The sequence below is a fragment of the Streptomyces sp. TLI_55 genome, from assembly GCF_900206255.1.
Classification (GTDB): domain Bacteria; phylum Actinomycetota; class Actinomycetes; order Streptomycetales; family Streptomycetaceae; genus Streptomyces; species Streptomyces aquilus.
Genome location: NZ_OAOJ01000001.1, coordinates 6,098,189 through 6,119,936, shown reverse-complemented (window position 1 = coordinate 6,119,936; position 21,748 = coordinate 6,098,189). Strand labels below are relative to the sequence as shown.

The window sequence follows — 21,748 nt, the reverse complement described above, 5'->3', positions numbered from 1 at the left end:
CCAGGGCCCCCGTGTTCAGCCGTACCATCGTCCTTATGGCTAGCGAAGACGCGGTGCGCGAGGCACTGGCGACGGTGAACGACCCCGAGATCAACCGCCCCATCACGGAACTCGGGATGGTCAAGTCGGTCGACATCGGCGCGGACGGGGCGGTCGCGGTCACCGTGTACCTGACGGTCTCCGGCTGCCCGATGCGCGAGACGATCACGCAGCGCGTGACGGACGCGGTCGCGGCCGTCGACGGCGTCACCCGCGTCGACGTCACGCTCGACGTGATGAGCGACGAGCAGCGCAAGGAGCTGGCGACGGCCCTGCGCGGCGGCCAGACCGAGCGCGAGGTCCCCTTCGCGAAGCCGGGCTCGCTCACGCGCGTGTACGCGGTCGCCTCCGGCAAGGGCGGCGTCGGCAAGTCCTCGGTGACGGTGAACCTGGCGGCGGCGATGGCGGCCGACGGTCTGAAGGTCGGTGTCGTCGACGCCGACATCTACGGCCACTCCGTACCGCGCATGCTGGGCGCCGACGGGCGTCCCACCCAGGTCGAGAACATGATCATGCCGCCGTCGGCGAACGGCGTGAAGGTCATCTCCATCGGCATGTTCACCCCGGGCAACGCCCCGGTCGTGTGGCGCGGCCCGATGCTGCACCGCGCGCTCCAGCAGTTCCTCGCGGACGTGTACTGGGGCGACCTGGACGTCCTCCTCCTCGACCTCCCGCCGGGCACCGGTGACATCGCGATCTCCGTGGCCCAGCTGGTCCCGAACGCCGAGATCCTGGTCGTGACGACCCCTCAGCAGGCCGCGGCCGAGGTCGCCGAGCGGGCCGGCTCCATCGCCGTCCAGACCCACCAGAAGATCGTCGGCGTGGTCGAGAACATGTCGGGCCTGCCGTGCCCGCACTGCGACGAGATGGTCGACGTCTTCGGCACCGGCGGCGGCCAGACGGTCGCCGACGGCCTGACCCGCACCACGGGTGCCACGGTCCCGGTCCTCGGCGCCATCCCGATCGACGTCCGCCTGCGCGAGGGCGGCGACGAGGGCAAGCCGGTCGTCCTGAGCGACCCGGACTCCCCGGCGGGCAAGGCCCTGCGCGACATCGCGGGCAAGCTCGGCGGCCGCCAGCGCGGCCTCGCCGGCCTGTCCCTGGGAATCACCCCGCGCAACAAGTTCTAGCTCTTCGCCTATGACGACGGGGGCGCCCTTCCAGCAGGAGGGCGCCCCCGTCGTCGTACCGCTACGCGTACTCGCCGATGTCCTTGATCATGGCGAAGCCGAGCCCGTACGCGCTCATGCCTCTTCCGTACGCCCCGACGTGCACGCCCTCCGGGGTGGAGCCGGCGAGCACCCAGCCGAACTCGGACTCCCGGTAGTGGAAGGGCGTGGGCACGCCGTCCACGGGGAGCGACAGTGTCGACCAGGCGGAGCCGTCGAGGTCGTCGGCCAGCGCCCACGCCGTCTCGGTCTGCTGGTCCAGCCAGTCGTCGCGCAGGGAGTGGTCCATCGAGCCGGGCCAGGTGAAGGACAGCAGCCCCACGCCCGCGAGCCACGCCGCGGAGGAGACCGACGTGGCCTCCAGCAGCCCCGTGCCGTCGGCGCTCCGCCGGGACGGATTGGCCGCGACGGTGACCACCACCGCGAACTTCTCCTTGTCCTCCGAGGCCTCGTTGCGTACCGAGGGCTCGTCACCGTGCCCGATCGAACCGTGCTCGACGGCACCGTCGGCCGCCGTTCCCACCTGCATCAGCCAGCGCGGCCCCGTGAAGGCCTCGTCGAGGCCGTACCACGGGAAGGGCGCCTGCAGGTAGCCGTCGACCGTGCGCCGGGCGGAGGGGACCTGTTGTCCGCCCTCCGTGGCCGGCGCCTGCGCGACTGCCTGACTCGTCGTCTCCATGTGCCCGGACGCCTCCTCGTTCCTCGTCGGACCGGGACGGCCCGCCCCCCTTCGGGCGACTCGTCCGGTCCGCACAACAACTCGGCAGCATAGCCACCCCACCGGGAAACGCATTACATACGCCTCACACATGACAGAGCCGCACATCACTGACGTGCGGCTCCGGGAGATGCGGGGTGGCGTCGCTCAGGTGGCGTCCGCGTCGAAGACCGGCCGGTCGTCCTTGCCGTCGTCGTCCTTCTTGGTCATGTCGATGCGCCCGCCGGAGGACCCGGAGGACGAGGACGACGCCGATGAGGAGGAGTCCGACTCGCGCCCGTGGACCGCGTCCGTGACCTCGGCCATCTCCTTCTTCAGGTCGAAGCCGTTGCGGATCTCCTTGAGCCCCAGCTCGTCGTTGTCCAGCTGCTTGCGGATGAACGTCTTGGGGTTCAGGTCCTCGAACTCGAAGTCCTTGAACTCGGGACCGAGCTCCGAGCGGATGTCCTGCTTGGCGCTCTCCGAGAACTCGCGGATCTTGCGAATGGTCCGCGTGACGTCCTGGATGAGCTTCGGGAGCTTGTCCGGACCGAAGACGAGCACGGCGAGGACAACGAGCGTCACCAGCTCGAGCGGTCCTATGTCATTGAACACCTGAAGCTCCTTGCGATGTCCGGGCCGGGTCCACGGTACCCGGCGATCCGGTACGACCGGTACTGTCCCGAGCCCCCCGAGTGCACGCGCATGAGCGGTTTTGTGGGTTGTTTGCCATGTGGGACGGGGTGGACGGGGTTTCCGGGGCGCGACTATGACGTTTCTGTCAATCGCCGTCCGAGGAGCCGAGCACCAGGGAAATGGTCCGTTCTTTGCCGCCGCGCTCCACGGTGAGCTCCAGCCGGTCGCCCGGGCGGTGGGCGCGGGTCTTGACGATGAGTTCCTCGCCGGAGTGGATGCGCTGGCCGTCGACCGCGGTGATGACGTCGCCCGCCTCGATGCCGGCCTTGTCGCCGGGGCCGCCCGCGGTGACCGCGGCGCCGCCGTCGTTGCCCTTGGTGCCGACGCGGGCGCCGTCGCCGGAGTAGTCCATGTCGAGCGTGACGCCGATCACCGGGTGGGTGGCCTTGCCCGTGTTGATCAGTTCCTCGGCGACGCGCTTGGCCTGGTTGACCGGGATGGCGAAGCCCAGGCCGATGGAGCCGGCCTGGCCGCCGCTCTCGTCGGAGCCGCTGTCGGCGGAGCGGATGGCGGAGTTGATGCCGATCACCCGGGCCTTGGAGTCGAGCAGCGGCCCGCCGGAGTTGCCGGGGTTGATGGGCGCGTCGGTCTGCAACGCGTCGACGTAGGACACGTCGCTGCCGTCGCCGCTCTCGCCGCCGGCCGTGATGGGCCGCTCCTTGGCGCTGATGATGCCGGAGGTGACGGTGCCCTCCAGGTCGTAGGGGGCGCCGATGGCCACGACGGGGTCGCCGACCTGGACGTTGTCGGAGTTGCCGAGCGTCAGGGGGGTGAGCCCGCTGACGCCGCTGACCTTGACCACGGCGAGGTCGTAGCCGCTGTCCCGGCCGACGACGGTGGCCTTGGCGGTGTCCCCGCTGTGGAAGGTCACCGATATCTCGCCGTCGCCGCCGGCGGGTTCGACGACGTGGTTGTTGGTGAGGATGTGACCCCGGTCGTCGAGCACGAAGCCGGTCCCGGTGCCGGACTCCTCGGTGCCGGTCACATGCAGCGTGACCACGCTGGGCAGCGCCCGCGCCGCGATCCCGGCCACGCTGTCCGGAGCCCGCCCGGCAGGCTCCGGCGCGGCCTGCGGCAGCTCTACGTCCCCCACGCCGCCGTTGCGCTCCAGATACGCCCCCACGACCCCGCCGACGCCCCCTGACACGAGCGCGAGCAGCACCGCGGCCCCGACGAGCGCCTTCCTGGCCCGCTTGCGTCGCTGCTCCTTGGAGGGGACGGCTGCACCGTTCTGCTGGAAGGGGGTCTGGAGGTGGTGCCGAAGGGGCGTCTGAAGGGGGCTGCCGGGGGCGGCGGCCCAGGGGTCGTAGTTCTGCCAGGGGTTGGTGGGAGGTGGGGTGGGAGCCGGGGCCGGGGCCGGGGCGCCGCTGTGGTGCGGGGCGGGGGCCGGGGCCGGGGCGCCGCTGTGGTGCGGGGCAGGGGCCGAGGTGGCGCTGTGGTGCGGGGCGGGGGTGCCGTGGGGCTGGGTAGGTGCCGGGGACGCCATGGGCGTTCCGTGGGACGGGGTCGTCGCCGGGTGCTGGACCGGCGGGGCGGGGGCCCAGGGGCCGGGTTCGCCGTAGGGCGGGGTGCTGTAGGGGTCGGGGTCGTGCAGGGGCTTGGGGCGCTCTGCCGCGGCTGCGTCTGTCGCCGACGCCTCGGCGGGGCGGTGCAGTGCGAAGTCGCCGGAGATGTCGGAGGCATCGGACGCGTCGTCGCTCGGCGGCTCATGCCGGTCCGGCGTGTCCGGTGCGTCCTGCGGTGAGCGCAGCTCGAAGTCCCCGTCGGGGAGACCGCGTTCGGGGTCGGCCACGGGCGAGGCGTCCTCAGGTCGCCTCAACTCGTAGTCACCTTCCGGCAGGGCCGCGTCACCGCCACCCGCACGGCTCCACCACTTCGCCTTCGTGGGCTTCCCCTCGTTCATGCTCTCCCCACAGCCGGGGCCCGTCCGGCACGGCGGACCCCACTCACCCACACCTCTCAGGCACAGCGCCTCGACGACACGGCCTGAGTTGCCGGACAGGACACGGCACGGCTCTGACTGGATTCAACCAGGTTCACCGGCCGACGCGCAGACGCCGGTCAGCCGGTGGGGCCGGAGAAGGTGGAAGGAGAAGAGGTCGCGTCGGGGACGGGGGCGGCGAGAAGGGCGGGCGGGGTGAGGTCCGTGGCGGTGGACCACGAGGTCAGCGTCAGCTGGGGAGTGGTGCTGAGCGGACGTATCAGCGGGGACATGACGGCCGCGCCGGCCACGACGGGGGTCGCGAGCGTGCGCGAGACCGGCTGGGCCGGTACGCCGGGTACGAGCGGGGCGGAGGCCTCGGTCGGGGCGGACCCGGTGTCGTCGAGCCGGGACTGACCGGCGGCGAGCAGCGGGCCCACCGCACGGCGGCGCTGGCCGTCCGGCGTGGCCGCGGCTCCGGCGCCCTGGGTGCGGGCCGGGGTCACATTGCTGCCACCTGAGCCACCGCGCGCGTCGGTGTCCGCCGGGACGCCGGTCGTGACACCGCCCAGCGCGATCGCGGCCAGCGACACGGCGCCGGCGGCGACGAACGCGAAGCGCATGCCGCGCGACGCCGTCCGCTCGGCCTCGTGCCGGCTGACGTCGTGGATGCGGAAGCCGCCGCGGTCGATGCCGGCCGGGAGGACCGAGCCGTGCGGACGGGCGGGGACGTAGCCGAACTCGAAGCGCTCGCCGCGTTTCACCCCGAAGACCCCGGCGGTCCCGGGTCGTTCGGCGAAGGCGTCGGGGAAGCCTCCCCCGAACGGCGAGCCACCGCCGTCGTCCGTGTCCCCTCCTGCGGGCAGCCCTTGCAGTCGGGCCAGGAAACTCTCGGACGGGGGCGGCGGGGCCGCCTCCGCGAACACGTTCTTCAGTCGGCGCTGGGCGTCGGCCTCGGCCTTGCACTTGGCGCAGGTGGCCAGGTGGGCGAGGACGCGCTCGCGCGTCTCATGACCGAGCTCGCCGTCGACCAGCGCGGCGAGTCGGTCTCCCAGATGCTGCTCCGCGAGATGCCCTTTGGCGGGGTTGGGCCGGGATCCACTCACGCGGTCGCGCCCCCTCCCCCCAGTGCGGCGACGCGGGGCACGAAGGAGCGGCGCTCCTTGCGGGCCTCCGGAGAGCGGTGCGCGAGGGCCTTGCGCAGCTGGGAACGGCCACGGTGGATCCGGGAGCGGACGGTGCCGAGCTTGACGCCGAGGGTCGCGGCGATCTCCTCGTACGACAGTCCTTCGATGTCGCACAGCACGACCGCGGCGCGGAACTCGGGCGCCAGGGTGTCGAGGGCCTGCTGGACGTCCGCGTCGAAGTGGGCGTCGTTGAAGACCTGCTGGGGTGAGGGTTCGCGGCTGGGCAGGCGCTCGGCCGCGTCCTCGCCGAGGGCGTCGAAGCGGATGCGCTGCTTGCGGCGCACCATGTCCAGGAAGAGGTTGGTGGTGATGCGGTGCAGCCAGCCCTCGAAGGTGCCGGGCGTGTAGGTCGACAAGGAGCGGAAGACGCGGACGAAGACCTCCTGGGTGAGGTCCTCCGCGTCGTGCTGGTTGCCCGTCAGGCGGTAGGCGAGCCGGTAGACCCGGCCGCTGTGCGTGCTGACGATCTCCTCCCACGTCGGAGGAGTCCACGCCTGCCCGTCCGCGTCGGTGGAGAAGGTCGCGGTCTGGCTGTACTCGTCGTGGCTGGGGTCAGCAGCGGTGTCGTTCACGGATTTCGGCCTACCCGCCGATCCGAGGAAGCGCCGCAGCACTCCTCCGCGATCCACAGGCGCAGCCGCACCTCCCCTGTCGGCTCTGGTGGTGTCCAGTGGAGCCCCTACCATAGCCACCTCGCCCGTTAGCTCCGGATAAGCGGTTTTACGAGAATTTGATCTGGGCTGATACCGCTCGTACGGCTGCGTCACCGCCCGCTCGGGGCGCTGTCCGAGCCCCTGCTCTTCGTCGTGATCCAACTGTGTCCCCCCGGGTGCGTCTCCACCCCTCTAAACGCCCGGTCCCATCAGCAGGTTCCCGCCCCCAACGGATACAGTCACGCCCAGGCAACCACGGGGACAGGAGAGGGTCATTACCGGCAACCGGCAGACGAGCTGGGCGTTCGCCGACGCCTACGTCGCCGAGGACGAAGTGCTGCTCTGGGCCCGCGACCGGGCCCGTGAGGCAGGGCTGCGCTCGGTGTCGCCCGGCGCGGGTGCGGCACTGCGGTTGCTGGCGGCCTCGGTGGACGCCAAGGCGGTCGCCGAGATCGGCACCGGTACGGGAGTCTCCGGCATCCATCTGCTGCACGGCATGCGCCCCGACGGCGTCCTGACGACCGTCGACCCCGAGCCGGAGCACCAGCAGTTCGCCCGTCAGGCCTTCCGGGCCTCCGGCTTCGCCAGCAACCGGGCCCGCTTCATCCCGGGCCGCGCGCTCGACGTCCTGCCCCGGCTCGCGGACGCCGGCTACGACCTCGTCTTCTGCGACGGTGACCGTCAGGAGGTCATGGACTACCTCGCTGAATCGTTGCGCCTGCTGCGACCGGGGGGCCTCGTGGTGTTCGAGGGGGTCTTCGCGCACGGCCGGACGGTGGACTCGGGTCCGCAGCCGACCGAGGTGCTGCGGCTGCGCGAGCTGCTGCGGGCGGTACGGGAGACTCCGGAACTGGTGCCGTCGTTGCTGCCGGTGGGTGACGGGCTGCTGTGCGCGGTCAAGCGGTAGTGCCGGCACTGAGGCCGTAGACGCGGTGAACGAGGCCGTAAACGCGGTGAACGCGGTGAAACAGCGACCCCGGCACCGCACGCGATGCCGGGGTCACCGAAAGGGTATGGTCGCTTCCGCGTCAGCCGACGACCTTCTTGAGGGCGTCGCCGAGCGCGTCGGCCTCGTCAGGGGTCAGCTCGACGACGAGCCGACCGCCGCCTTCGAGCGGAACGCGCATGACGATGCCCCGCCCCTCCTTGGTCACCTCGAGCGGGCCATCGCCCGTCCGCGGCTTCATGGCCGCCATGCTCGTTCCCCTTCCTGAAACCAGCTCATCGTCAAAGCCGACGGCCCTGGAGGGCACGCGTGTCGTGCGTGAGCACGCGACACCGGCATCGAACACATTGCTTCCAAGCCATTATCCCGCATCTCAGGACCCGATGACCAACATCAGTCGGCATCGCTTGGGCAACGCGCGCGAGCAAAACCACTCAATTCGGCGATGTGACTGCGATACTGCGCGGCCGCGCACATGTTCGGCGACAAAATTCGGCCGCGGAATCTTTGACGCAGGTCACACGTCCGTTCCGGTCCCTGGGCGGTGATCTCCGCCATGCTGTCCTACTGAACCCGCAAGTAACCCGCAAGGACGCAGGAGGGGACGCATCATGGCCGACACCGTGCTCTACGAGGTGAGCGACGGACTCGCGACGATCACCATCAACCGGCCCGAGGCGATGAACGCGCTGAACATCGCGACGAAGGTCGCGCTGCGGGACGCGGTCCAGGCCGCGGCCGGTGACGACGCCGTACGGGCCGTGCTGCTGACCTCCGCCGGGGAGCGGGCGTTCTGTGTGGGGCAGGACCTCAAGGAGCACATCGGGCTGCTCGCGGAGGGCTCGACCTCTGTCATGAGCACGGTCAAGGAGCACTACAACCCGGTCGTGCGCGCCCTGACGGAGATGCCCAAGCCGGTGGTGGCCGGGGTGAACGGCGTCGCGGCCGGGGCCGGGTTCGGTCTCGCGCTCGCGGCGGACTACCGGGTGGTGGCGGACACGGCCGGGTTCAACACGTCGTTCGCCGGGGTCGCGCTGACGGCGGACTCCGGGATCTCGTGGACCCTGCCGCGGGTGGTGGGCCCCGGGCGCGCCGCCGACCTGCTGCTCTTCCCTCGGACGATCAAGGCCCAGGAGGCGTACGAGCTGGGCATCGCGAACCGGCTGGTCCCGGCGGATGCGCTGCACGCCGAGGCCGAGAAGGTGGCGCGGGCGCTGGCCGAGGGGCCGACCGTGGCGTACGCGGCGATCAAGGAGTCCGTCGCCTACGGATTCTCGCACTCTCTGGCGGAGACGTTGGAGAAGGAGGACGAGTTGCAGACGCGGGCGGGGGCGTCTGAGGACCATGCGATTGCTGTGCGGGCGTTTGTGGACAAAGAGCAGCCGAAGTATCTGGGGCGCTGAGCACCATCGGGGACTGCGGGTCCGTTGTGGCTGGTCGCGCAGTTCCCCGCGCCCCTAAGGGCGTCTGACCACGCATGCTTCCAAGTGGTCGTTCACCAGACCACACGCTTGCATCAACGCGTACGCCGTCGTCGGCCCTACGAAGCGCAAGCCCCTCTTCTTCAATGCCTTCGACAGGGCCGTCGACTCCGGAGTGATCGCCGGGACGTCTCCGACCGTCCGGGGAGCCGGGCCCGGTGTCTTCGGGGCGCGGGACCAGATGAACTCGTCGAGCTCGCCCGGGGCCCACTCGGCCAGTACGCGCGCGTTCGCCAGGGTCGCGTCGATCTTGGCGCGGTTGCGGATGATGCCCTCGTCCAGGAGGAGGCGGTCGCGGTCGGCGTCCGTGAACGTGGCCACCTTGGCGATCTCGAAGCCCGCGAAGGCCGCGCGGAAGCCCTCCCGGCGACGCAGGATCGTGATCCAGGAGAGGCCGGACTGGAAGGCCTCCAGGCAGAGCCGCTCGTAGAGGGCGTCGTCGCCGTGGACCGGGCGGCCCCACTCCTCGTCGTGGTACGCGATGTAGTCCTCGGTGGACACGCCCCAGGGGCAGCGCAGCCGGCCGTCCGGGCCGGCGACGGCGGCTGAGTCGCTCACTGGTCCTCCTGAGCGGGCTTCTCCATCGAGACGTGCGAGGTGTGCGTGCCGTGGGCGGCGGCCTGGGCGCCGGCCAGGGCCGACTCCAGGTCGGCGATGCGCGCGTCGCGCTCCGCGAGCTCGGCACCGAGGCGGCCGAGGGCGTCGTCCACGTCGGCCATGCGGTAGCCGCGCGCGGCGAGCGGGAAGCGAAGGGCCTCCACGTCGGCACGGTGGACCGGGCGGTCGTACGGCAGGGGGTCCTGGAGGCGCTCCGGGGCGGCCTCCGGGAGCGGGCCCGTCTCGCCGCCGCCCACCACGGCGAGCGTCACCGCGGCGACCACGACGGCGAGCGCGACGACGAGGAACAAGAACATAACCATCGCTGTGGGCCCCCACGCTCGGTGAAAGTGTCGGACTCGGATGTCCCCGACGCGAAAGTGTCGGAGACGAATGTGTCAGAGTCCGATCGTGCCATGCGAGTCTGACAGTCAGGGTCGCAGGCGGCCGCAGGCCGCCGACTTGCCAGGACGTACTAGGAGAGGTCACAGGGGATGCTCAGGCTGGGCAGGCGGGAATTCGAGCCGCACGAGCCGGTGATCATGGCGATCGTGAACCGGACCCCGGACTCCTTCTACGACCAGGGCGCGACGTTCCTCGACGAGCCGGCCCTCGCGCGCGTGGAGCAGGCGGTGGCCGAGGGTGCCGCGATCATCGACATCGGCGGGGTCAAGGCCGGGCCGGGCGAAGAGGTGTCCGCCGAGGAGGAGGCGCGCCGGACGGTCGGCTTCGTCGCCGAGGTGCGGCGACGGTTCCCCGACGTCGTCATCAGCGTGGACACCTGGCGGGCGTCGGTCGGTGAGGCCGTGTGCGAGGCGGGGGCCGATGTGCTGAACGACGCGTGGGGCGGGGTCGATCCGGGGCTCGCGGAGGTGGCCGCGCGGTACGGGGTGGGGCTGGTGTGCACCCACGCGGGCGGGGCCGAGCCTCGTACGCGGCCGCATCGGGTGACGTACGACGACGTCATGGCCGACATTCTGCGGGTGACCGTGGGGCTGGCCGAGCGGGCCGTGGCGCTGGGGGTGCCTCGGGAGTCGGTGATGATCGACCCGGGGCACGACTTCGGGAAGAACACGCGGCACAGTCTCGAGGCGACGCGGCGGCTCGGGGAGATGGTCGAGACGGGGTGGCCGGTGCTGGTGTCCCTGTCGAACAAGGACTTCGTCGGCGAGACGCTGGACAAGCCGGTGAAGGAGCGGGTCGTCGGGACGCTCGCGACGACGGCGGTCTCGGCGTGGCTCGGGGCGCAGGTCTACCGCGTGCACGAGGTCGCCGAGACCCGTCAGGTGCTGGACATGGTGGCGTCGATCGCGGGCCACCGGCCCCCGGCGGTCGCCCGCCGGGGACTCGCCTGATCCGCCGGACCGGCCCTAGCGGCCCGCCTCCTTCGACACCAGCGCCACCGCCTCGTCCACGTCGTCCGTGACGTGGAACAGGAGGAGGTCCTTCTCGGAGGCCTTGCCCTGGGCGATCAGGGTGTTCTTCAGCCAGTCCACGAGGCCGCCCCAGTAGGCGCTGCCGAACAGGACGATCGGGAAGCGGGTGACCTTCTGGGTCTGCACGAGGGTGAGGGCCTCGAAGAGCTCGTCGAGGGTGCCGAGGCCGCCGGGCAGGACCACGAAGCCCTGCGCGTACTTCACGAACATCATCTTGCGGACGAAGAAGTACCGGAAGTTCAGGCCGATGTCGACGTACGGGTTCAGCCCCTGCTCGAAGGGCAGCTCGATGCCGAGGCCCACCGAGATGCCCTTCGCCTCGCAGGCGCCCTTGTTGGCCGCCTCCATCGCCCCTGGACCGCCGCCCGTGATCACCGCGAAGCCGGCCTCGACCAGGCCTCGGCCGAGCTGCACGCCCGCCTCGTACTCCGGGGAGTCCGCCGGTGTCCGCGCGGAGCCGAACACGCTGATCGCGGGCGGGAGTTCGGCGAGCGTGCCGAAGCCCTCGATGAACTCCGACTGGATGCGCAGGACCCGCCAGGGGTCGGTGTGGACCCAGTCGGAGGGGCCGCCCGCGTCCAGGAGCCGCTGGTCGGTGGTGCTCGCCGTGACCTGTTCGCGCCTTCGGAGGACGGGTCCCAGGCGCTGCTCCGACGGTGGCTGCTTCTTCCCCTCGGGGTTGCCGGTAGCCATGTGCGCTCCCTCCATTAGCGGGTGGTTCCGCTTCAGCCTAGATCTACGCGGGTTACGGAGGGGGGACGTGTGCGTGTCCGCCGTGCAGCAGACTTATCGCCTCATGCCGTCAGCCACGCCCTCAACCGCTCCTCCGCGACCGGGATCAGCGACGCCTTCACCCGCTCGTCGACCTTGTGGGCGAGCAGCGGGTTGCCGGGGCTGTAGTTGACGGCCGGGATGCCCAGTCGGCTGAAGCGGGACACGTCGGTCCAGCCGTACTTGGGGTGGACCTCGCCGCCCACGGCCTGCACGAAGGCGGCCGCGGACGGGTCGTTCAGGCCCGGTCGGGCCCCGCCGGTGTGGTCGTCGACGATGAACTCGTCCACCCCGCAGTCGGCGAAGTAGTCGCGGACGAAGGCCTCGGCCTCCTCCTCGCTGCGGTCGGGCGCGTAGCGGAAGTTGACGGTGACCGTGCAGGCGTCCGGGATGACGTTGGTGGCCACTCCGCCCTCGATGCCGACGGCGTTGAGGCCCTCGTGGTAGCGCAGGCCGTCCACCACCGGCCGGCGCGACTCGTACGCGGCGAGCTTGGCCAGCACGCGCGCGGAGCCGTGGATCGCGTTGGAGCCCATCCACGCGCGCGCGGAGTGCGCCCGCTCCCCCTTGAACCTGAGCAGCACCCTGAGCGTGCCCTGGCAGCCGCCCTCCACCTGGCCGTCGGTGGGTTCGAGGAGCACCGCGAAGTCGCCCGCCAGCCACTCGGGGTGGGCGTCGGCGACGTGGCCGAGGCCGTTGAGGTGGGCGGCGACCTCTTCGTTGTCGTAGAAGACGAAGGTGAGGTCGCGGTTGGGGGCCGGGACGGTGGCCGCGATGCGCAGCTGGACGGCGACGCCGGACTTCATGTCGCAGGTGCCGCAGCCCCAGAGGTAGCCGTCCTCGTCGAGGCGGGAGGGGACGTTGTCGGCGATGGGGACGGTGTCGATGTGGCCGGCGAGGATGACCCGCTCCGCGCGGCCCAGGTGCGTGCGGGCCACGACGTTGTTGCCGTACCGGTCGACCGTGAGGTGCGGCAGGGCGCGCAGCGCGGTCTCGATGGCATCGGCGAGGGGCTTCTCGGTGCCGCTCACGGAGGGGAAGTCGACGAGCTGCGCGGTCAGCTCCGCAGCGTCCAGCGTGAGGTCAAGCGGGGTATCGGCCATGGCCCCGACCCTAGCGCCCGGCCCTCACCGCCGTTGTCCACACCCGGCTCGGGCACCACAGGCCACTCCAGTATTTTGTACGGATGCCACAGCCGTCACCCGCTCCCCGACGCCGTCGTCGTGGCCGCCTCCTGCGTTTCGGGGCGGCCCTCGTGGTCCTGTGTGCCGTCGCGGGCTATCTCGTGGTGCAGTACGTCACCGGGGGCGCGGACGCGCCCGGCTGCAAGGTCGTCTCGGGCAAGGGTGACGGGGCGGCGTACGAGTTCACGCCGGAGCAGGCGGTGAACGCGGCGACCATCACGGCCGTCGGGACCGGGCGCGGGCTGCCCGAGCGGGCGGTGGCGATCGCGCTGGCGACCTCGATCCAGGAGTCGGGGCTGCGCAACATCACCCACGGCGACCGGGACTCCCTCGGCCTGTTCCAGCAGCGGCCGTCGCAGGGCTGGGGCACGGAGCGGCAGATCATGGACCCGGCGTACGCGGCGGGGAAGTTCTACGAGCATCTGGTCAAGGTCTCCGGCTACACGAAGATGCCGCTCACCGAGGCCGCCCAGCGGGTGCAGCGCAGCGGCTATCCGGAGGCGTACGCCAAGCACGAGCCGGACGCGGTGCTGCTCGCCGCCGCGCTCACCGGGGCCTCTCCGGCGACGCTGACCTGCGACGGGCGGCAGGCCGCCACTGAGGCCGCCGGTCCGGACGGGGTGCGGGACGCGCTGGTGAAGGACTTCGGGCGGGACGCGCTCGACACGGCCGCCGAGGACGTGGCGAAGGACGCGAAGTCGTCGCCCGCCGCCACCGAGGACGCGGCCGCGGAGCGGACGCTGATCGTGCCGGTCACCGCCGACGACTCGGCCGCCAGGCGCACGGCACGGCAGCGGGGCTGGCAGCTCGCGCACTGGGCGGTGGCCAACGCCTCCGCCCTCCACATCCAGAGCGTCGCCTACGCGGGGCGGCAGTGGACCGCGGGGAACACCCAGAGCGAGTGGCGGGCCGTGGAGAGCTCGGGTGCGGGCGGGGCGGAGAAGGGCGCCGGGTCCGTGCGGATCGTGACTGCTCAGTAGTACGGGCCGTCACTCGCAGGGGTTACGGGGGCCCGTCTCGGACGCGGGTGTGCGCAGGTTTTCGTCACCTCACCCTCGTATCCGAGAAATCCCTTGAGAACACAGGGCTGTAAGGATTCGGCGGACTTTCGGATCGGGCGCCTTTTGCCCGTTTTTATCCGCAGCCGATAATGCGACGCATTGCCAACTCTTTACGTTGGCCGTCCGCAACCTTCGCGGGCTTCGAGCGGTAGTCACTGCGTCCGAGCCCGGTGATCAACTGCCGGGAGCGGTTGCACACTTCCTCGTTCTCTCCCGTCAAAGGAGCATCATGTCCCTCCCCCTGACCCGCAGGATCGCCCGTGCCGCGCTGCTCGTCGCTGCGGGAGCGGCAGCCGGGGTCGGTGCGGCCGGCTCCGCCAGTGCGGCCCCCGCCGAGCTGCCCGCCACTCCGAACCTGAGCGGTCTGACCGCTCTGGACGGGGCGAGCGTCGGCAACAGCGTCGACGGTGCCACGCAGAACGTCACCAAGATCGCGGGCAACACCGGCGGCAACGCGCTCAAGAAGGCGGTGCCGACGGCGGGCAAGACCGGCGGCAAGGTCGCGAAGAAGGCGGCCCCGGCCGCGCAGCAGACGGCCGGTGACGCGGCGGGTTCCGCCGGGGACATCCTCGGTGACACCACGTCCACCGCGACGAAGGGCGGTCTGCCGACGGACTCCCTCACCAAGGGCGGGCTGCCCGCGGCTGACTCGCTGCCGGTGAAGTCGCTGCCGCTCGGCTGAACAGCCGTCTGAAACGCCGATGGGGCCCGGGAGATCATCTCCCGGGCCCCATCCCGCTGTCCCGGGGCTACAGGCGCTCGACCGCCGCCCGCACCCGTTCGTCCGTCGCCGTGAACGCCACGCGTACGTACGTCGCGCCGGCCTCCCCGTAGAAGTCGCCCGGCGCCACCAGGATGCCCAGCTCGGCCAGGTGGGCGACGGTGTCCCAGCAGGACTCGTCGCGGGTGGCCCAGAGGTAGAGGCTGGCCTCGCTGTGCTCGATGCGGAAGCCGTGCTTCACCAGCGCCCCGCGCAGCGCCTCGCGGCGGGCCGCGTACCGCTCGCGCTGCTCCTGGACGTGGGCGTCGTCGCCCAGCGCCGCGACGACCGCCGCCTGGGTCGGGGCCGACGTCATCATGCCGCCGTGCTTGCGGATCTCCAGCAGGGGGCCGAGGACGGCCGGGTCGCCGGCCAGGAAGGCCGCGCGGTAGCCGGCCAGGTTGGAGCGCTTGGAGAGGGAGTGGACGGCCACGATGCCGTCGTACGAGCCGCCGTTGACGTCCGGGTGCAGGACGGAGACCGGGTCGGCCTCCCAGCCGAGCTCCAGGTAGCACTCGTCGGAGAAGAGCAGCACGCCGTGCTCACGGGCCCAGGCGACGATCCGGGTCAGCTCCGCCTTCGACAGGACCTTGCCGGTCGGGTTCGACGGGGAGTTGAGCCACAGGAGCTTCAACCCCTCGGGGTCCAGCTCGGTCGGGTCGTCGTAGACCTCGTACTCGGCGCGGGCCAGGCGGGCGCCCACCTCGTACGTCGGGTAGGCCAGGCGCGGGTACGCGACCTTGTCGCCGGGGCCCAGGCCCAGCTGGGTCGGCAGCCAGGCGACCAGTTCCTTGGAGCCGACGATCGGCAGGACGTGCCGGTGGGTGACCTCACGGGCGCCCAGGCGGCGCTCCAGCCAGCCGGTGATCGCGTCGCGCAGTGCCGGGGTGCCCCAGACCGTCGGGTAGCCCGGGGAGTCCGCCGCGTCGATCAGGGCCTTCTGGATCAGCTCGGGGACCGGGTCGACCGGGGTGCCGACGGAGAGGTCGACGATGCCGTCCGGGTGGGCTGCGGCCGTCTTCTTGTACGGCTCCAGCTTGTCCCAAGGGAAGGTGGGGAGGCGGTCGGAGACTGCGGACACGGGGACTGGCTCACTTTCTGGTACGTACGGCAAACGCCTCGGTCCCGTACGGCGATCAGAGGTGATCTGGCCGTACGGGACCGAGGCGGCACGAAGACTGCGGGCCGCTTACGCGCTTACGCCTGGGGCGGCAGCGCGGCGATGAAGGGGTGGTCCCGCTCGATCAGACCCAGCTTGCTGGCCCCGCCGGGGGAGCCGAGCTCGTCGAAGAACTCGACGTTCGCCTTGTAGTAGTCCTTCCACTCCTCCGGAGTGTCGTCCTCGTAGAAGATCGCCTCGACCGGGCAGACCGGCTCACAGGCACCACAGTCGACGCATTCGTCCGGATGGATGTACAAGGACCGGGAGCCCTCGTAGATGCAGTCGACCGGGCACTCCTCGATGCACGCCTTGTCCTTCACGTCGACACAAGGCTGCGCGATGACGTAGGTCACGCTGTCGTTCCTCCTCGATAGGGCGCTGGCGGGCCTCCTCAGGCCCTGCCGCCTGGCGCGCGGGAGCGCGGCGTCGTCGATGCCCGCCCCTAGTATCTCCGTTCTTGGGCATGATCCGAACAGGAGGGGTGAACTGACCTGTGGAAATCTCTGCGACGGGGCGCCTTGAGGTCCGTATCACCACTGCTGACGTGGGTAAACGGGTCTCTGTACGCCGCTTGAACGATCCTGCGGTTCCGGGTGAGAAGTTCACCGACACGGTGGGTGTTCTCGCATCATGGGACGCCGGTGTGCTTCGGATCACACGCAAGGACGGCGAGACCGTCCGCATCGCGGAATCCTCGCTGGTGGCGGGCAAGGTGGTGCCGAGCGCCCCGGCCCGCCGCCGGGGGCCCTCCGCCTCGTACGCGGAACTCGCTCATGTCTGCACGCGCGCGTGGCGGCCGGTGGAGAGCGAGCGGCTCGGCGAGTGGGAGCTGCGGGCCGCGTCCGGCTTCACCCGGCGGGCCAACTCCGTGCTGCCGATCGGCGACCCCGGCATACCGCTGGACGACGCGCTGGAGGCCGTACGGCGCTGGTACGGCGCTCGCGGGCTGCCCGCGTACGTCCAGACCGCGACCGGCGCAGAGGGCACGCAGGAGCTGCTGTGCGCGGAGCTGGAGCGGCGCGGATGGGGGCGCGAGGTGACGGCCGAGCTGTGGATCGGGGCGCTGGCGCCGCTCGCCGACCGGGCCGGGGGCGTCGCGGTGGAGCTGTCCCGGGATGTGGACGAGGCGTGGCTCGCGCGCTACCAGCGCAAGGGCGTGAGCGAGGTGGCCCTGAAGGTGCTGTCGAGCGGGCCCTCGGTGTGGTTCGCGCAGGTCCCGGGGAGCGGTGGCGTGCCTGCCGCCATCGGGCGGTGTGTCGTGGACGGGCGGTGGGCGTCCTTCGCCGCGGTGGAGGTCGATCCCGAGCAGCGGCGGCGCGGGCTGGCCACCGAGGTGATGGCCGAGCTGGCCCGGCGGGCGCTCGACGAGGGCGCGTCGGCGGCCTGGCTCCAGGTCGAGACGGAGAACGCGGGGGCGCGGGCGCTGTACGCCGGGATGGGCTTCGCGGCGCATCACGCGTACCACCACTACCGGGAACCCGCGCCTTCCGGCGACGGCCGGTAGCGATCATCGTGAGAGGGCACGAGCCAGCTATGCGTCTGCCGCATCCACCACCCCCGGAACGCTCCGCCGAACTGCGCCGGCGGTTCGCCGAAGAGGCCCGCTCCGAGCGGCCCGACCTGTCCGCGCTGTGCCTGCTGATCGGCGCGGAGGCGGACGGCGGCCTGGACGAGGCGGGCATCGACGCGGCCCAGATCGAACTGGACGAACTGGCCGGGCGGCTGCCGTTCCGGCCGGGTGGGCCGCGGTCCTGGGCGGTGGCGCTGCGGGAGCTGCTCGGGGAGCGGTACGGGTTCCGCGGCTTCGCCGCGGACTATCAGCGGCTGGAGTCGTCGTTGCTGCACGAGGTGCTTCGACGGCGGCGGGGGTTGCCGATCCTGCTGTCCGTGGTGTGGATGGAGGTGGCCCGGCGGGCCGGGGCGCCGGTGTACGGGGTCGCTCTGCCGGGGCACTTCGTGGTCGGGTTCGGGGCCGCGGAGGAGGCGGCGGGGCAGGTGCTGGCCGATCCGTTCGACGGAGGGCGGGTGCTGGCCGGGGCGGACGCGGAGTTGCTGGTCGCGGGGGCGACGGGCGCTTCGCTTGATCCGTCCATGTTGGCGCCGGCCGATCCGCTGGATGTGGTGCTGCGGATTCTCAACAACGTGCGGGCCTGGGCGGCGGCTCGGCCGGAGCGGTCGGATGTGGCGCTGTGGGCTGTTGAGTTGTCGTTGCTGTTGCCCTCGCATCCGGCTCGGTTGCGGTATGAGCGGGCGCAGTTGCTTGTCGAACGGGGGGATTTCCTGGCCGGGGCCTCGGAGTTGGAGGCCTATGCGGAGGTGGTGGGCGCTGTGGATGAGGGGGCTGCCGAGCGGGTGCGGGGGCAGGCTCGGGCGGCTCGGGCGTTGTTGAACTGACATCGCCGTAGGGGCTTTTGCCGGTGGATGAGTGCAGGCGTGTCGTGGCCGGTCGCGCAGTTCCCCGCACCCCTGAAAGCAAAAGCCTTTACAGCCAGCCCTTCTCCCTTGCCAGGCGCGCTGCCTCTGCCCTGTTTCGTACCGCCAACTTCTGGATCGCCGTCGACAAGTAGTTGCGGACCGTCCCCTGCGACAGGTGCAGCTTCGCTGCCAACTCCGCGTTCGTCGAGCCGTCCTCCGCTGCCCGCAAAACCTCGCGCTCCCTGTCCGTCAACGGGTTCGCGCCCTCTGCGAGGGCCGCCGCCGCCAAGGTCGGGTCGATGACCCGCTCCCCCGCCAGTACCTTGCGTACCGCCTCCGCCAGTTGGGCGGCCGGGGCGTCCTTGACCAGGAACGCGTCGGCGCCCGCCTCCATGGCGCTGCGGAGGTAGCCGGGGCGGCCGAAGGTGGTCAGGACGACCAGCTTCACGTCCGGCAGGGCCTGGTGGACCTGGGCCGCCGCCTCGATGCCGGTCATGCCGGGCATCTCGATGTCCAGCAGGGCCACGTCGACGCCGTGGGCCTGTGCCGCGGCCAACACCTCGTCGCCCCGGGCCACTTGGGCGACGACCTCGATGTCGTCCTCCAGACCCAGGAGGGCGGCGAGGGCCTCGCGGACCATCGACTGGTCCTCGGCGAGGAGGACCTTGATCGTGTGGCTCATGCCCCGGATCCTACGGGCGTCGCCGCGCCGGCGGGCACGCGGGCGAGCAGCCGGAAACCGTGCTTGGTGCGGCCCGCCTCCAGGGTGCCGCCCGCCTTCCCCAGGCGCTCGGTCAGGCCGGTGAGGCCGTTGCCCGGGCCCTGGCCGGAGCCGCCCGAGCCGTTGTCCTCGACGGCGAGTTCCAGGACCGGGCCGTCGAGGGTCTGGCGGTGCAGGACCTCGATCGTGCAGCGGGTCGCGCCGCTGTGCCGTACGACGTTGGTGACCGCCTCGCGCAGGGCCCAGGCGAGGGCGCTCTCGCTCTCCTCGGGCACACCGGTGAGGTCGGGTTCGGCGGGTACGTCGGCGGTGACCGCGGCGGCCGTCAACGCGACCTGGGCACCCGCGAGTTCCTCGGACAGCCGGGGCCTGCGGTAACCGGAGACCGCCTCGCGGACGTCCACCAGGGCCTGGCGGCTGACCTGTTCGATGTCGGCGACCTGCTGGGCCGCCTTGTCGGGGTGGTCCGGGAGCATCCGGCCGGCCAGTTCGCTCTTCAGCGTGATCAGGGAGAGCGAGTGACCGAGGAGGTCGTGCAGGTCGCGGGCGAGACGCAGGCGCTCCTCGTTGGCGGCGAGCTGGGCGACGGTGGCGCGGGCCTTGCGCAACTCGACGGTGGTGGCGACGAGTTGCCGGATGCCGGTCATGGAGTAGCCGACCAGGAGCACCACCAGGAACAGTCCCCAGGCATCGTCGAGGTCGTGGGCGTGCCAGCCCGCCAGCATCATCGCTGCGGTGGTGAGCGGGATCGCCCAGTAGGCGATCCGCAGCGGGAAGGCGACCCCGCAGGTGACCGAGACGTAGACGAACAGGCCGAGCCATTCGCTGCCGAAGCAGAAGGCCAGGGCGAGTCCGATCGCCCAGAGGGTGGCGGCGAGGACGTGGATGATCCCGCCGCGGAAGGGCCGGCCCATGGTGCGGAAGACCAGGGTCAGATAGATCCCGACGAAGGCCACGAGCCCCGTCCAGCCGGCCACCGTGGCCGCGGTGGTGTGGTCGCCAGAGTTCAGGTCCCGCACCGGGGAGGCGAGAAAGACCAGCCAGGGCAGGACCCACACCAGCTTCCGGATCGCCTCGCTCCGGTTGCGGGGTGGCCGGCCGATCCGGAGCAGCCGTTCCGTCCGCGCTTCCTCGTCGGGCCGCAGATCGTCCGTCATCACACTCACGCCTTCAGCGTGTCCTTCCGGTACAGCCAGGCCGCGCCGCCGGTGAACAGGGCGAAGAAGACGGCGAGGACGGCGATGTCCTTGGCATGCGGGGCCTGGCTCTGTTCGATCGCCTGCCCGAGGGCAGCGTACGCGTGTGTGGGCACCCACTTGGCGATGTCCTGGAGCCAGGTCGGGAAGGTCGTCGTCGGCATCCACAGGCCGCCGAGGATGGACAGCCCGAAGTAGGTGATCATCGTGATCGGCCGGACCGCGTCCCCGCTCGCCAGGTACCCGATGGCCACGCCGAGCGCGGCGAAGACGAGGCTGCCGGCCCAGATCGCGGCGGTGAGCGCGAGCCACTGCCAGGCGTCCAGCCGTACGTCCTTCACAGCCGCGGCGACGACGAAGACGACGACTATGGACGGCAGGCTGACCACGGCCGCGCTCGCGGTCTTCGCGAGGACGTAGCCGCGGCCGGGCAGGGTCGTCAGCCGCAGCTGCCGTACCCAGCCGCTCTCCCGCTCCTTGGCGATGCGCTCGCTGTTGCCCATCAGGACGGCCGTCAGGGCGCCGAATGAGGCCATGGAGACCATCATGTAGGTCGGCAGGGTCAGGCCCGTGCCGTCGACCTTGTCCGTGCCGTCGGCGCTGCCCGCGATGAGCAGGAAGAGCAGGGACGGGTAGAGGACCGAGAAGAACAGGAACTTGCGGTTGCGCAGGGCGCGGTTGAGTTCCAGCTTGATCAGGCTGTTCATGAGGTACGGGCCTCCTCGGCCTCGGTGATGGCGACGAAGGCCTGCTCCAGGCCCAGCCCGGCGACCTCCAGGTTGCGGGGGTAGAGGCCGAGGCCGTAGACGGCGTGGACGGTGGCGTCGGCGTCGGAGGACTGGATGCGGACGGTGGTGCCGGAGACGTCGAGGCGGACCAGGAAGGGCAGGGCGCGCAGGGCGGCCTCGTCGATGTCGGTGTCGTACAGGTCGAAGGAGATCCGCCGGGCCCCCGCCTTCGCCTTGATCTCGGCGGCCGTGCCGTCGGCGAGCAGCCGGCCCCGGTGCAGGACGAGCACGCGGTCGGCGACGGCGTCGGCCTCTTCGAGGTAGTGGGTGGCGAACAGGACCGTGCGTCCCTGGTCGGCCTGTTCGCGCATGGTGGCCCAGAAGGCCTGGCGGGTGGTGACGTCCATGCCGGTGGTCGGCTCGTCCAGGACGATCAGATCGCTGTCGCCCGCGGTCGCGAGCGCGAAGCGGACGCGCTGGGCCTGGCCGCCGGAGAGCTTGTTGACCTTGCGGTCGGCGATCTGGGTGACGCCGGCCCGGGCGAGGACGTCGCTGGGCCGGTACGGCCTCGGGTGCAGGTCGCAGGCGAGCCGTACCAGCTCGGCGACCGTCACGTCGTCCATCAGCCCGCCGCTCTGCAGCATCGCGCCGACCCGCCCTGCGACGATCGCCTCACGCGGGCTGGTGCCGAAGAGCCGGACGCTGCCGCTGTCCGGCTGCTTGAGCCCGAGCAGCAGGTCGAGCGTGGTCGACTTGCCGGCGCCGTTGGGGCCCAGCAGCGCCACGGTCTGTCCGGGGTGGAGGCTCAGTGTCAGGCCGTCGACGGCCCGGACCTCGCCGTACGCCTTGCTCACCTGGTCGAATGCGACCGCTGTCGTCGTCATGTGATCCAGAGTGGCCTTCGGGGGCCGGCGGGCGGCAGTGTCGG

The 21,748-nt window shown here is 71.4% G+C and carries 24 protein-coding genes; 8 read left to right on the top strand and 16 right to left on the bottom strand.

Features of this window, described 5'->3' with window-relative positions; genetic code table 11:
- Positions 1 to 35 precede the first annotated feature (35 nt).
- Complete coding sequence (locus CRP56_RS28370) at positions 36 to 1,169, top strand: Mrp/NBP35 family ATP-binding protein (protein WP_097274549.1); 1,134 nt, start codon at positions 36 to 38, stop codon at positions 1,167 to 1,169.
- A gap of 61 nt (positions 1,170 to 1,230) precedes the next feature.
- Here the strand turns inward: CRP56_RS28370 and CRP56_RS28365 are convergent, their stop codons facing one another.
- The 5 genes from CRP56_RS28365 to sigE all read right to left on the bottom strand — a co-directional run bounded on the left by CRP56_RS28365 (position 1,231) and on the right by sigE (position 6,323).
- A complete protein-coding gene (locus CRP56_RS28365; protein WP_179851142.1) occupies positions 1,231 to 1,887 on the bottom strand; it encodes a hypothetical protein in 657 nt (218 codons plus the stop codon).
- A 186-nt stretch (positions 1,888 to 2,073) separates the two neighbouring features.
- Positions 2,074 to 2,520, bottom strand: coding sequence for a sec-independent translocase (locus tag CRP56_RS28360; RefSeq protein WP_097268695.1), 447 nt, complete (start codon positions 2,518 to 2,520; stop codon positions 2,074 to 2,076).
- 166 nt (positions 2,521 to 2,686) lie between these two features.
- The gene (locus tag CRP56_RS28355) at positions 2,687 to 4,504 is read right to left on the bottom strand and encodes a trypsin-like peptidase domain-containing protein (RefSeq protein ID WP_179851141.1); all 1,818 of its coding nucleotides are present in this window, start codon (positions 4,502 to 4,504) and stop codon (positions 2,687 to 2,689) included.
- 158 nt (positions 4,505 to 4,662) lie between these two features.
- Positions 4,663 to 5,628: an anti-sigma factor family protein gene (locus tag CRP56_RS28350; RefSeq protein WP_097268693.1), complete on the bottom strand. Its 966-nt coding sequence runs from the start codon at positions 5,626 to 5,628 to the stop codon at positions 4,663 to 4,665.
- A complete protein-coding gene (gene sigE / locus CRP56_RS28345) occupies positions 5,625 to 6,323 on the bottom strand; it encodes an RNA polymerase sigma factor SigE (protein ID WP_079310366.1) in 699 nt (232 codons plus the stop codon). Before sigE ends, CRP56_RS28350 begins: the two co-directional genes overlap by 4 nt.
- A gap of 313 nt (positions 6,324 to 6,636) precedes the next feature.
- Between sigE and CRP56_RS28340 the strand changes: the two genes are divergently transcribed.
- Positions 6,637 to 7,269, top strand: coding sequence for an O-methyltransferase (locus CRP56_RS28340; RefSeq protein ID WP_097268690.1), 633 nt, complete (start codon positions 6,637 to 6,639; stop codon positions 7,267 to 7,269).
- 121 nt (positions 7,270 to 7,390) lie between these two features.
- Here the strand turns inward: CRP56_RS28340 and CRP56_RS28335 are convergent, their stop codons facing one another.
- Positions 7,391 to 7,558, bottom strand: a complete 168-nt coding sequence (locus CRP56_RS28335; protein ID WP_003966491.1) for a DUF3117 domain-containing protein — start codon at positions 7,556 to 7,558, stop codon at positions 7,391 to 7,393.
- A 361-nt stretch (positions 7,559 to 7,919) separates the two neighbouring features.
- On the opposite strand from CRP56_RS28335, the gene CRP56_RS28330 reads away from it, so the two are divergent.
- The gene (locus CRP56_RS28330) at positions 7,920 to 8,711 is read left to right on the top strand and encodes an enoyl-CoA hydratase/isomerase family protein (protein ID WP_097268688.1); all 792 of its coding nucleotides are present in this window, start codon (positions 7,920 to 7,922) and stop codon (positions 8,709 to 8,711) included.
- 54 nt (positions 8,712 to 8,765) lie between these two features.
- Here the strand turns inward: CRP56_RS28330 and CRP56_RS28325 are convergent, their stop codons facing one another.
- Both CRP56_RS28325 and CRP56_RS28320 read right to left on the bottom strand, forming a co-directional pair.
- On the bottom strand, positions 8,766 to 9,347 hold the full coding sequence (locus CRP56_RS28325; protein WP_097268686.1) for a DNA-3-methyladenine glycosylase I: 582 nt from the start codon (positions 9,345 to 9,347) through the stop codon (positions 8,766 to 8,768).
- The gene (locus tag CRP56_RS28320) at positions 9,344 to 9,709 is read right to left on the bottom strand and encodes a DivIVA domain-containing protein (protein WP_097268685.1); all 366 of its coding nucleotides are present in this window, start codon (positions 9,707 to 9,709) and stop codon (positions 9,344 to 9,346) included. Before CRP56_RS28320 ends, CRP56_RS28325 begins: the two co-directional genes overlap by 4 nt.
- A gap of 171 nt (positions 9,710 to 9,880) precedes the next feature.
- Here CRP56_RS28320 and folP point away from each other — a divergent pair, with 171 nt between their 5' ends.
- The gene (gene folP / locus CRP56_RS28315; protein ID WP_097268683.1) at positions 9,881 to 10,741 is read left to right on the top strand and encodes a dihydropteroate synthase; all 861 of its coding nucleotides are present in this window, start codon (positions 9,881 to 9,883) and stop codon (positions 10,739 to 10,741) included.
- Positions 10,742 to 10,756: 15 nt separating this feature from the next.
- On the opposite strand, the gene CRP56_RS28310 is transcribed toward folP, so the two are convergent.
- Positions 10,757 to 11,515, bottom strand: coding sequence for a TIGR00730 family Rossman fold protein (locus tag CRP56_RS28310; RefSeq protein ID WP_097268681.1), 759 nt, complete (start codon positions 11,513 to 11,515; stop codon positions 10,757 to 10,759).
- A gap of 101 nt (positions 11,516 to 11,616) precedes the next feature.
- The gene (gene dapE / locus CRP56_RS28305) at positions 11,617 to 12,696 is read right to left on the bottom strand and encodes a succinyl-diaminopimelate desuccinylase (RefSeq protein ID WP_097268679.1); all 1,080 of its coding nucleotides are present in this window, start codon (positions 12,694 to 12,696) and stop codon (positions 11,617 to 11,619) included.
- Between the two features lie 83 nt (positions 12,697 to 12,779).
- On the opposite strand from dapE, the gene CRP56_RS28300 reads away from it, so the two are divergent.
- Together CRP56_RS28300 and CRP56_RS28295 are read left to right on the top strand one after the other, a co-directional pair.
- Complete coding sequence (locus tag CRP56_RS28300) at positions 12,780 to 13,757, top strand: heavy metal transporter (RefSeq protein WP_257041129.1); 978 nt, start codon at positions 12,780 to 12,782, stop codon at positions 13,755 to 13,757.
- Positions 13,758 to 14,067: 310 nt separating this feature from the next.
- Positions 14,068 to 14,520: an ATP-binding protein gene (locus CRP56_RS28295; RefSeq protein ID WP_097268676.1), complete on the top strand. Its 453-nt coding sequence runs from the start codon at positions 14,068 to 14,070 to the stop codon at positions 14,518 to 14,520.
- A gap of 67 nt (positions 14,521 to 14,587) precedes the next feature.
- Here the strand turns inward: CRP56_RS28295 and CRP56_RS28290 are convergent, their stop codons facing one another.
- Both CRP56_RS28290 and fdxA read right to left on the bottom strand, forming a co-directional pair.
- A complete protein-coding gene (locus tag CRP56_RS28290) occupies positions 14,588 to 15,679 on the bottom strand; it encodes a bifunctional succinyldiaminopimelate transaminase/glutamate-prephenate aminotransferase (RefSeq protein WP_097268674.1) in 1,092 nt (363 codons plus the stop codon).
- Positions 15,680 to 15,795: 116 nt separating this feature from the next.
- Positions 15,796 to 16,113 (bottom strand): ferredoxin, encoded by a 318-nt coding sequence (gene fdxA / locus CRP56_RS28285; RefSeq protein WP_010047804.1) that lies wholly within the window; start codon positions 16,111 to 16,113, stop codon positions 15,796 to 15,798.
- 140 nt (positions 16,114 to 16,253) lie between these two features.
- On the opposite strand from fdxA, the gene CRP56_RS28280 reads away from it, so the two are divergent.
- Both CRP56_RS28280 and CRP56_RS28275 read left to right on the top strand, forming a co-directional pair.
- Complete coding sequence (locus tag CRP56_RS28280) at positions 16,254 to 17,264, top strand: GNAT family N-acetyltransferase (protein WP_097268672.1); 1,011 nt, start codon at positions 16,254 to 16,256, stop codon at positions 17,262 to 17,264.
- 29 nt (positions 17,265 to 17,293) lie between these two features.
- Positions 17,294 to 18,154 carry a transglutaminase-like domain-containing protein gene (locus CRP56_RS28275; RefSeq protein WP_097268670.1) on the top strand — a complete coding sequence of 287 codons (861 nt, stop codon included), beginning with the start codon at positions 17,294 to 17,296 and terminating at the stop codon, positions 18,152 to 18,154.
- An 88-nt stretch (positions 18,155 to 18,242) separates the two neighbouring features.
- On the opposite strand, the gene CRP56_RS28270 is transcribed toward CRP56_RS28275, so the two are convergent.
- Genes CRP56_RS28270 through CRP56_RS28255 form a run of 4 tightly spaced genes read right to left on the bottom strand, consistent with a single transcriptional unit; the run spans position 18,243 to position 21,704 of the window.
- Complete coding sequence (locus CRP56_RS28270) at positions 18,243 to 18,857, bottom strand: response regulator transcription factor (RefSeq protein WP_097268668.1); 615 nt, start codon at positions 18,855 to 18,857, stop codon at positions 18,243 to 18,245.
- The gene (locus tag CRP56_RS28265; RefSeq protein WP_097274545.1) at positions 18,854 to 20,053 is read right to left on the bottom strand and encodes a sensor histidine kinase; all 1,200 of its coding nucleotides are present in this window, start codon (positions 20,051 to 20,053) and stop codon (positions 18,854 to 18,856) included. The genes CRP56_RS28270 and CRP56_RS28265 overlap by 4 nt, the downstream gene beginning before the upstream one ends.
- Before the next feature lie 5 nt (positions 20,054 to 20,058).
- Positions 20,059 to 20,799: an ABC transporter permease gene (locus CRP56_RS28260; RefSeq protein WP_097268666.1), complete on the bottom strand. Its 741-nt coding sequence runs from the start codon at positions 20,797 to 20,799 to the stop codon at positions 20,059 to 20,061.
- Entirely contained in the window at positions 20,796 to 21,704 is a 909-nt protein-coding gene (locus CRP56_RS28255) for an ABC transporter ATP-binding protein (RefSeq protein ID WP_097268664.1), read from the bottom strand. The genes CRP56_RS28260 and CRP56_RS28255 overlap by 4 nt, the downstream gene beginning before the upstream one ends.
- Between the last annotated feature and the right edge of the window lie 44 nt (positions 21,705 to 21,748).

Coding starts and splice junctions, on each gene's coding strand:
- CRP56_RS28310 (WP_097268681.1), bottom strand. CDS start 11,515: ATGGCTACCGGCAACCCCGAGGGGAAGAAGCAGCCACCGTCGGAGCAG.
- CRP56_RS28265 (WP_097274545.1), bottom strand. CDS start 20,053: ATGACGGACGATCTGCGGCCCGACGAGGAAGCGCGGACGGAACGGCTG.
- CRP56_RS28320 (WP_097268685.1), bottom strand. CDS start 9,709: ATGGTTATGTTCTTGTTCCTCGTCGTCGCGCTCGCCGTCGTGGTCGCC.
- folP (WP_097268683.1), top strand. CDS start 9,881: ATGCTCAGGCTGGGCAGGCGGGAATTCGAGCCGCACGAGCCGGTGATC.
- CRP56_RS28260 (WP_097268666.1), bottom strand. CDS start 20,799: ATGAACAGCCTGATCAAGCTGGAACTCAACCGCGCCCTGCGCAACCGC.
- CRP56_RS28270 (WP_097268668.1), bottom strand. CDS start 18,857: ATGAGCCACACGATCAAGGTCCTCCTCGCCGAGGACCAGTCGATGGTC.
- CRP56_RS28300 (WP_257041129.1), top strand. CDS start 12,780: ATGCCACAGCCGTCACCCGCTCCCCGACGCCGTCGTCGTGGCCGCCTC.
- CRP56_RS28335 (WP_003966491.1), bottom strand. CDS start 7,558: ATGGCGGCCATGAAGCCGCGGACGGGCGATGGCCCGCTCGAGGTGACC.
- CRP56_RS28370 (WP_097274549.1), top strand. CDS start 36: ATGGCTAGCGAAGACGCGGTGCGCGAGGCACTGGCGACGGTGAACGAC.
- CRP56_RS28330 (WP_097268688.1), top strand. CDS start 7,920: ATGGCCGACACCGTGCTCTACGAGGTGAGCGACGGACTCGCGACGATC.
- CRP56_RS28365 (WP_179851142.1), bottom strand. CDS start 1,887: ATGGAGACGACGAGTCAGGCAGTCGCGCAGGCGCCGGCCACGGAGGGC.
- CRP56_RS28275 (WP_097268670.1), top strand. CDS start 17,294: ATGCGTCTGCCGCATCCACCACCCCCGGAACGCTCCGCCGAACTGCGC.
- dapE (WP_097268679.1), bottom strand. CDS start 12,696: ATGGCCGATACCCCGCTTGACCTCACGCTGGACGCTGCGGAGCTGACC.
- CRP56_RS28255 (WP_097268664.1), bottom strand. CDS start 21,704: ATGACGACGACAGCGGTCGCATTCGACCAGGTGAGCAAGGCGTACGGC.
- CRP56_RS28295 (WP_097268676.1), top strand. CDS start 14,068: ATGTCCCTCCCCCTGACCCGCAGGATCGCCCGTGCCGCGCTGCTCGTC.
- CRP56_RS28355 (WP_179851141.1), bottom strand. CDS start 4,504: ATGAACGAGGGGAAGCCCACGAAGGCGAAGTGGTGGAGCCGTGCGGGT.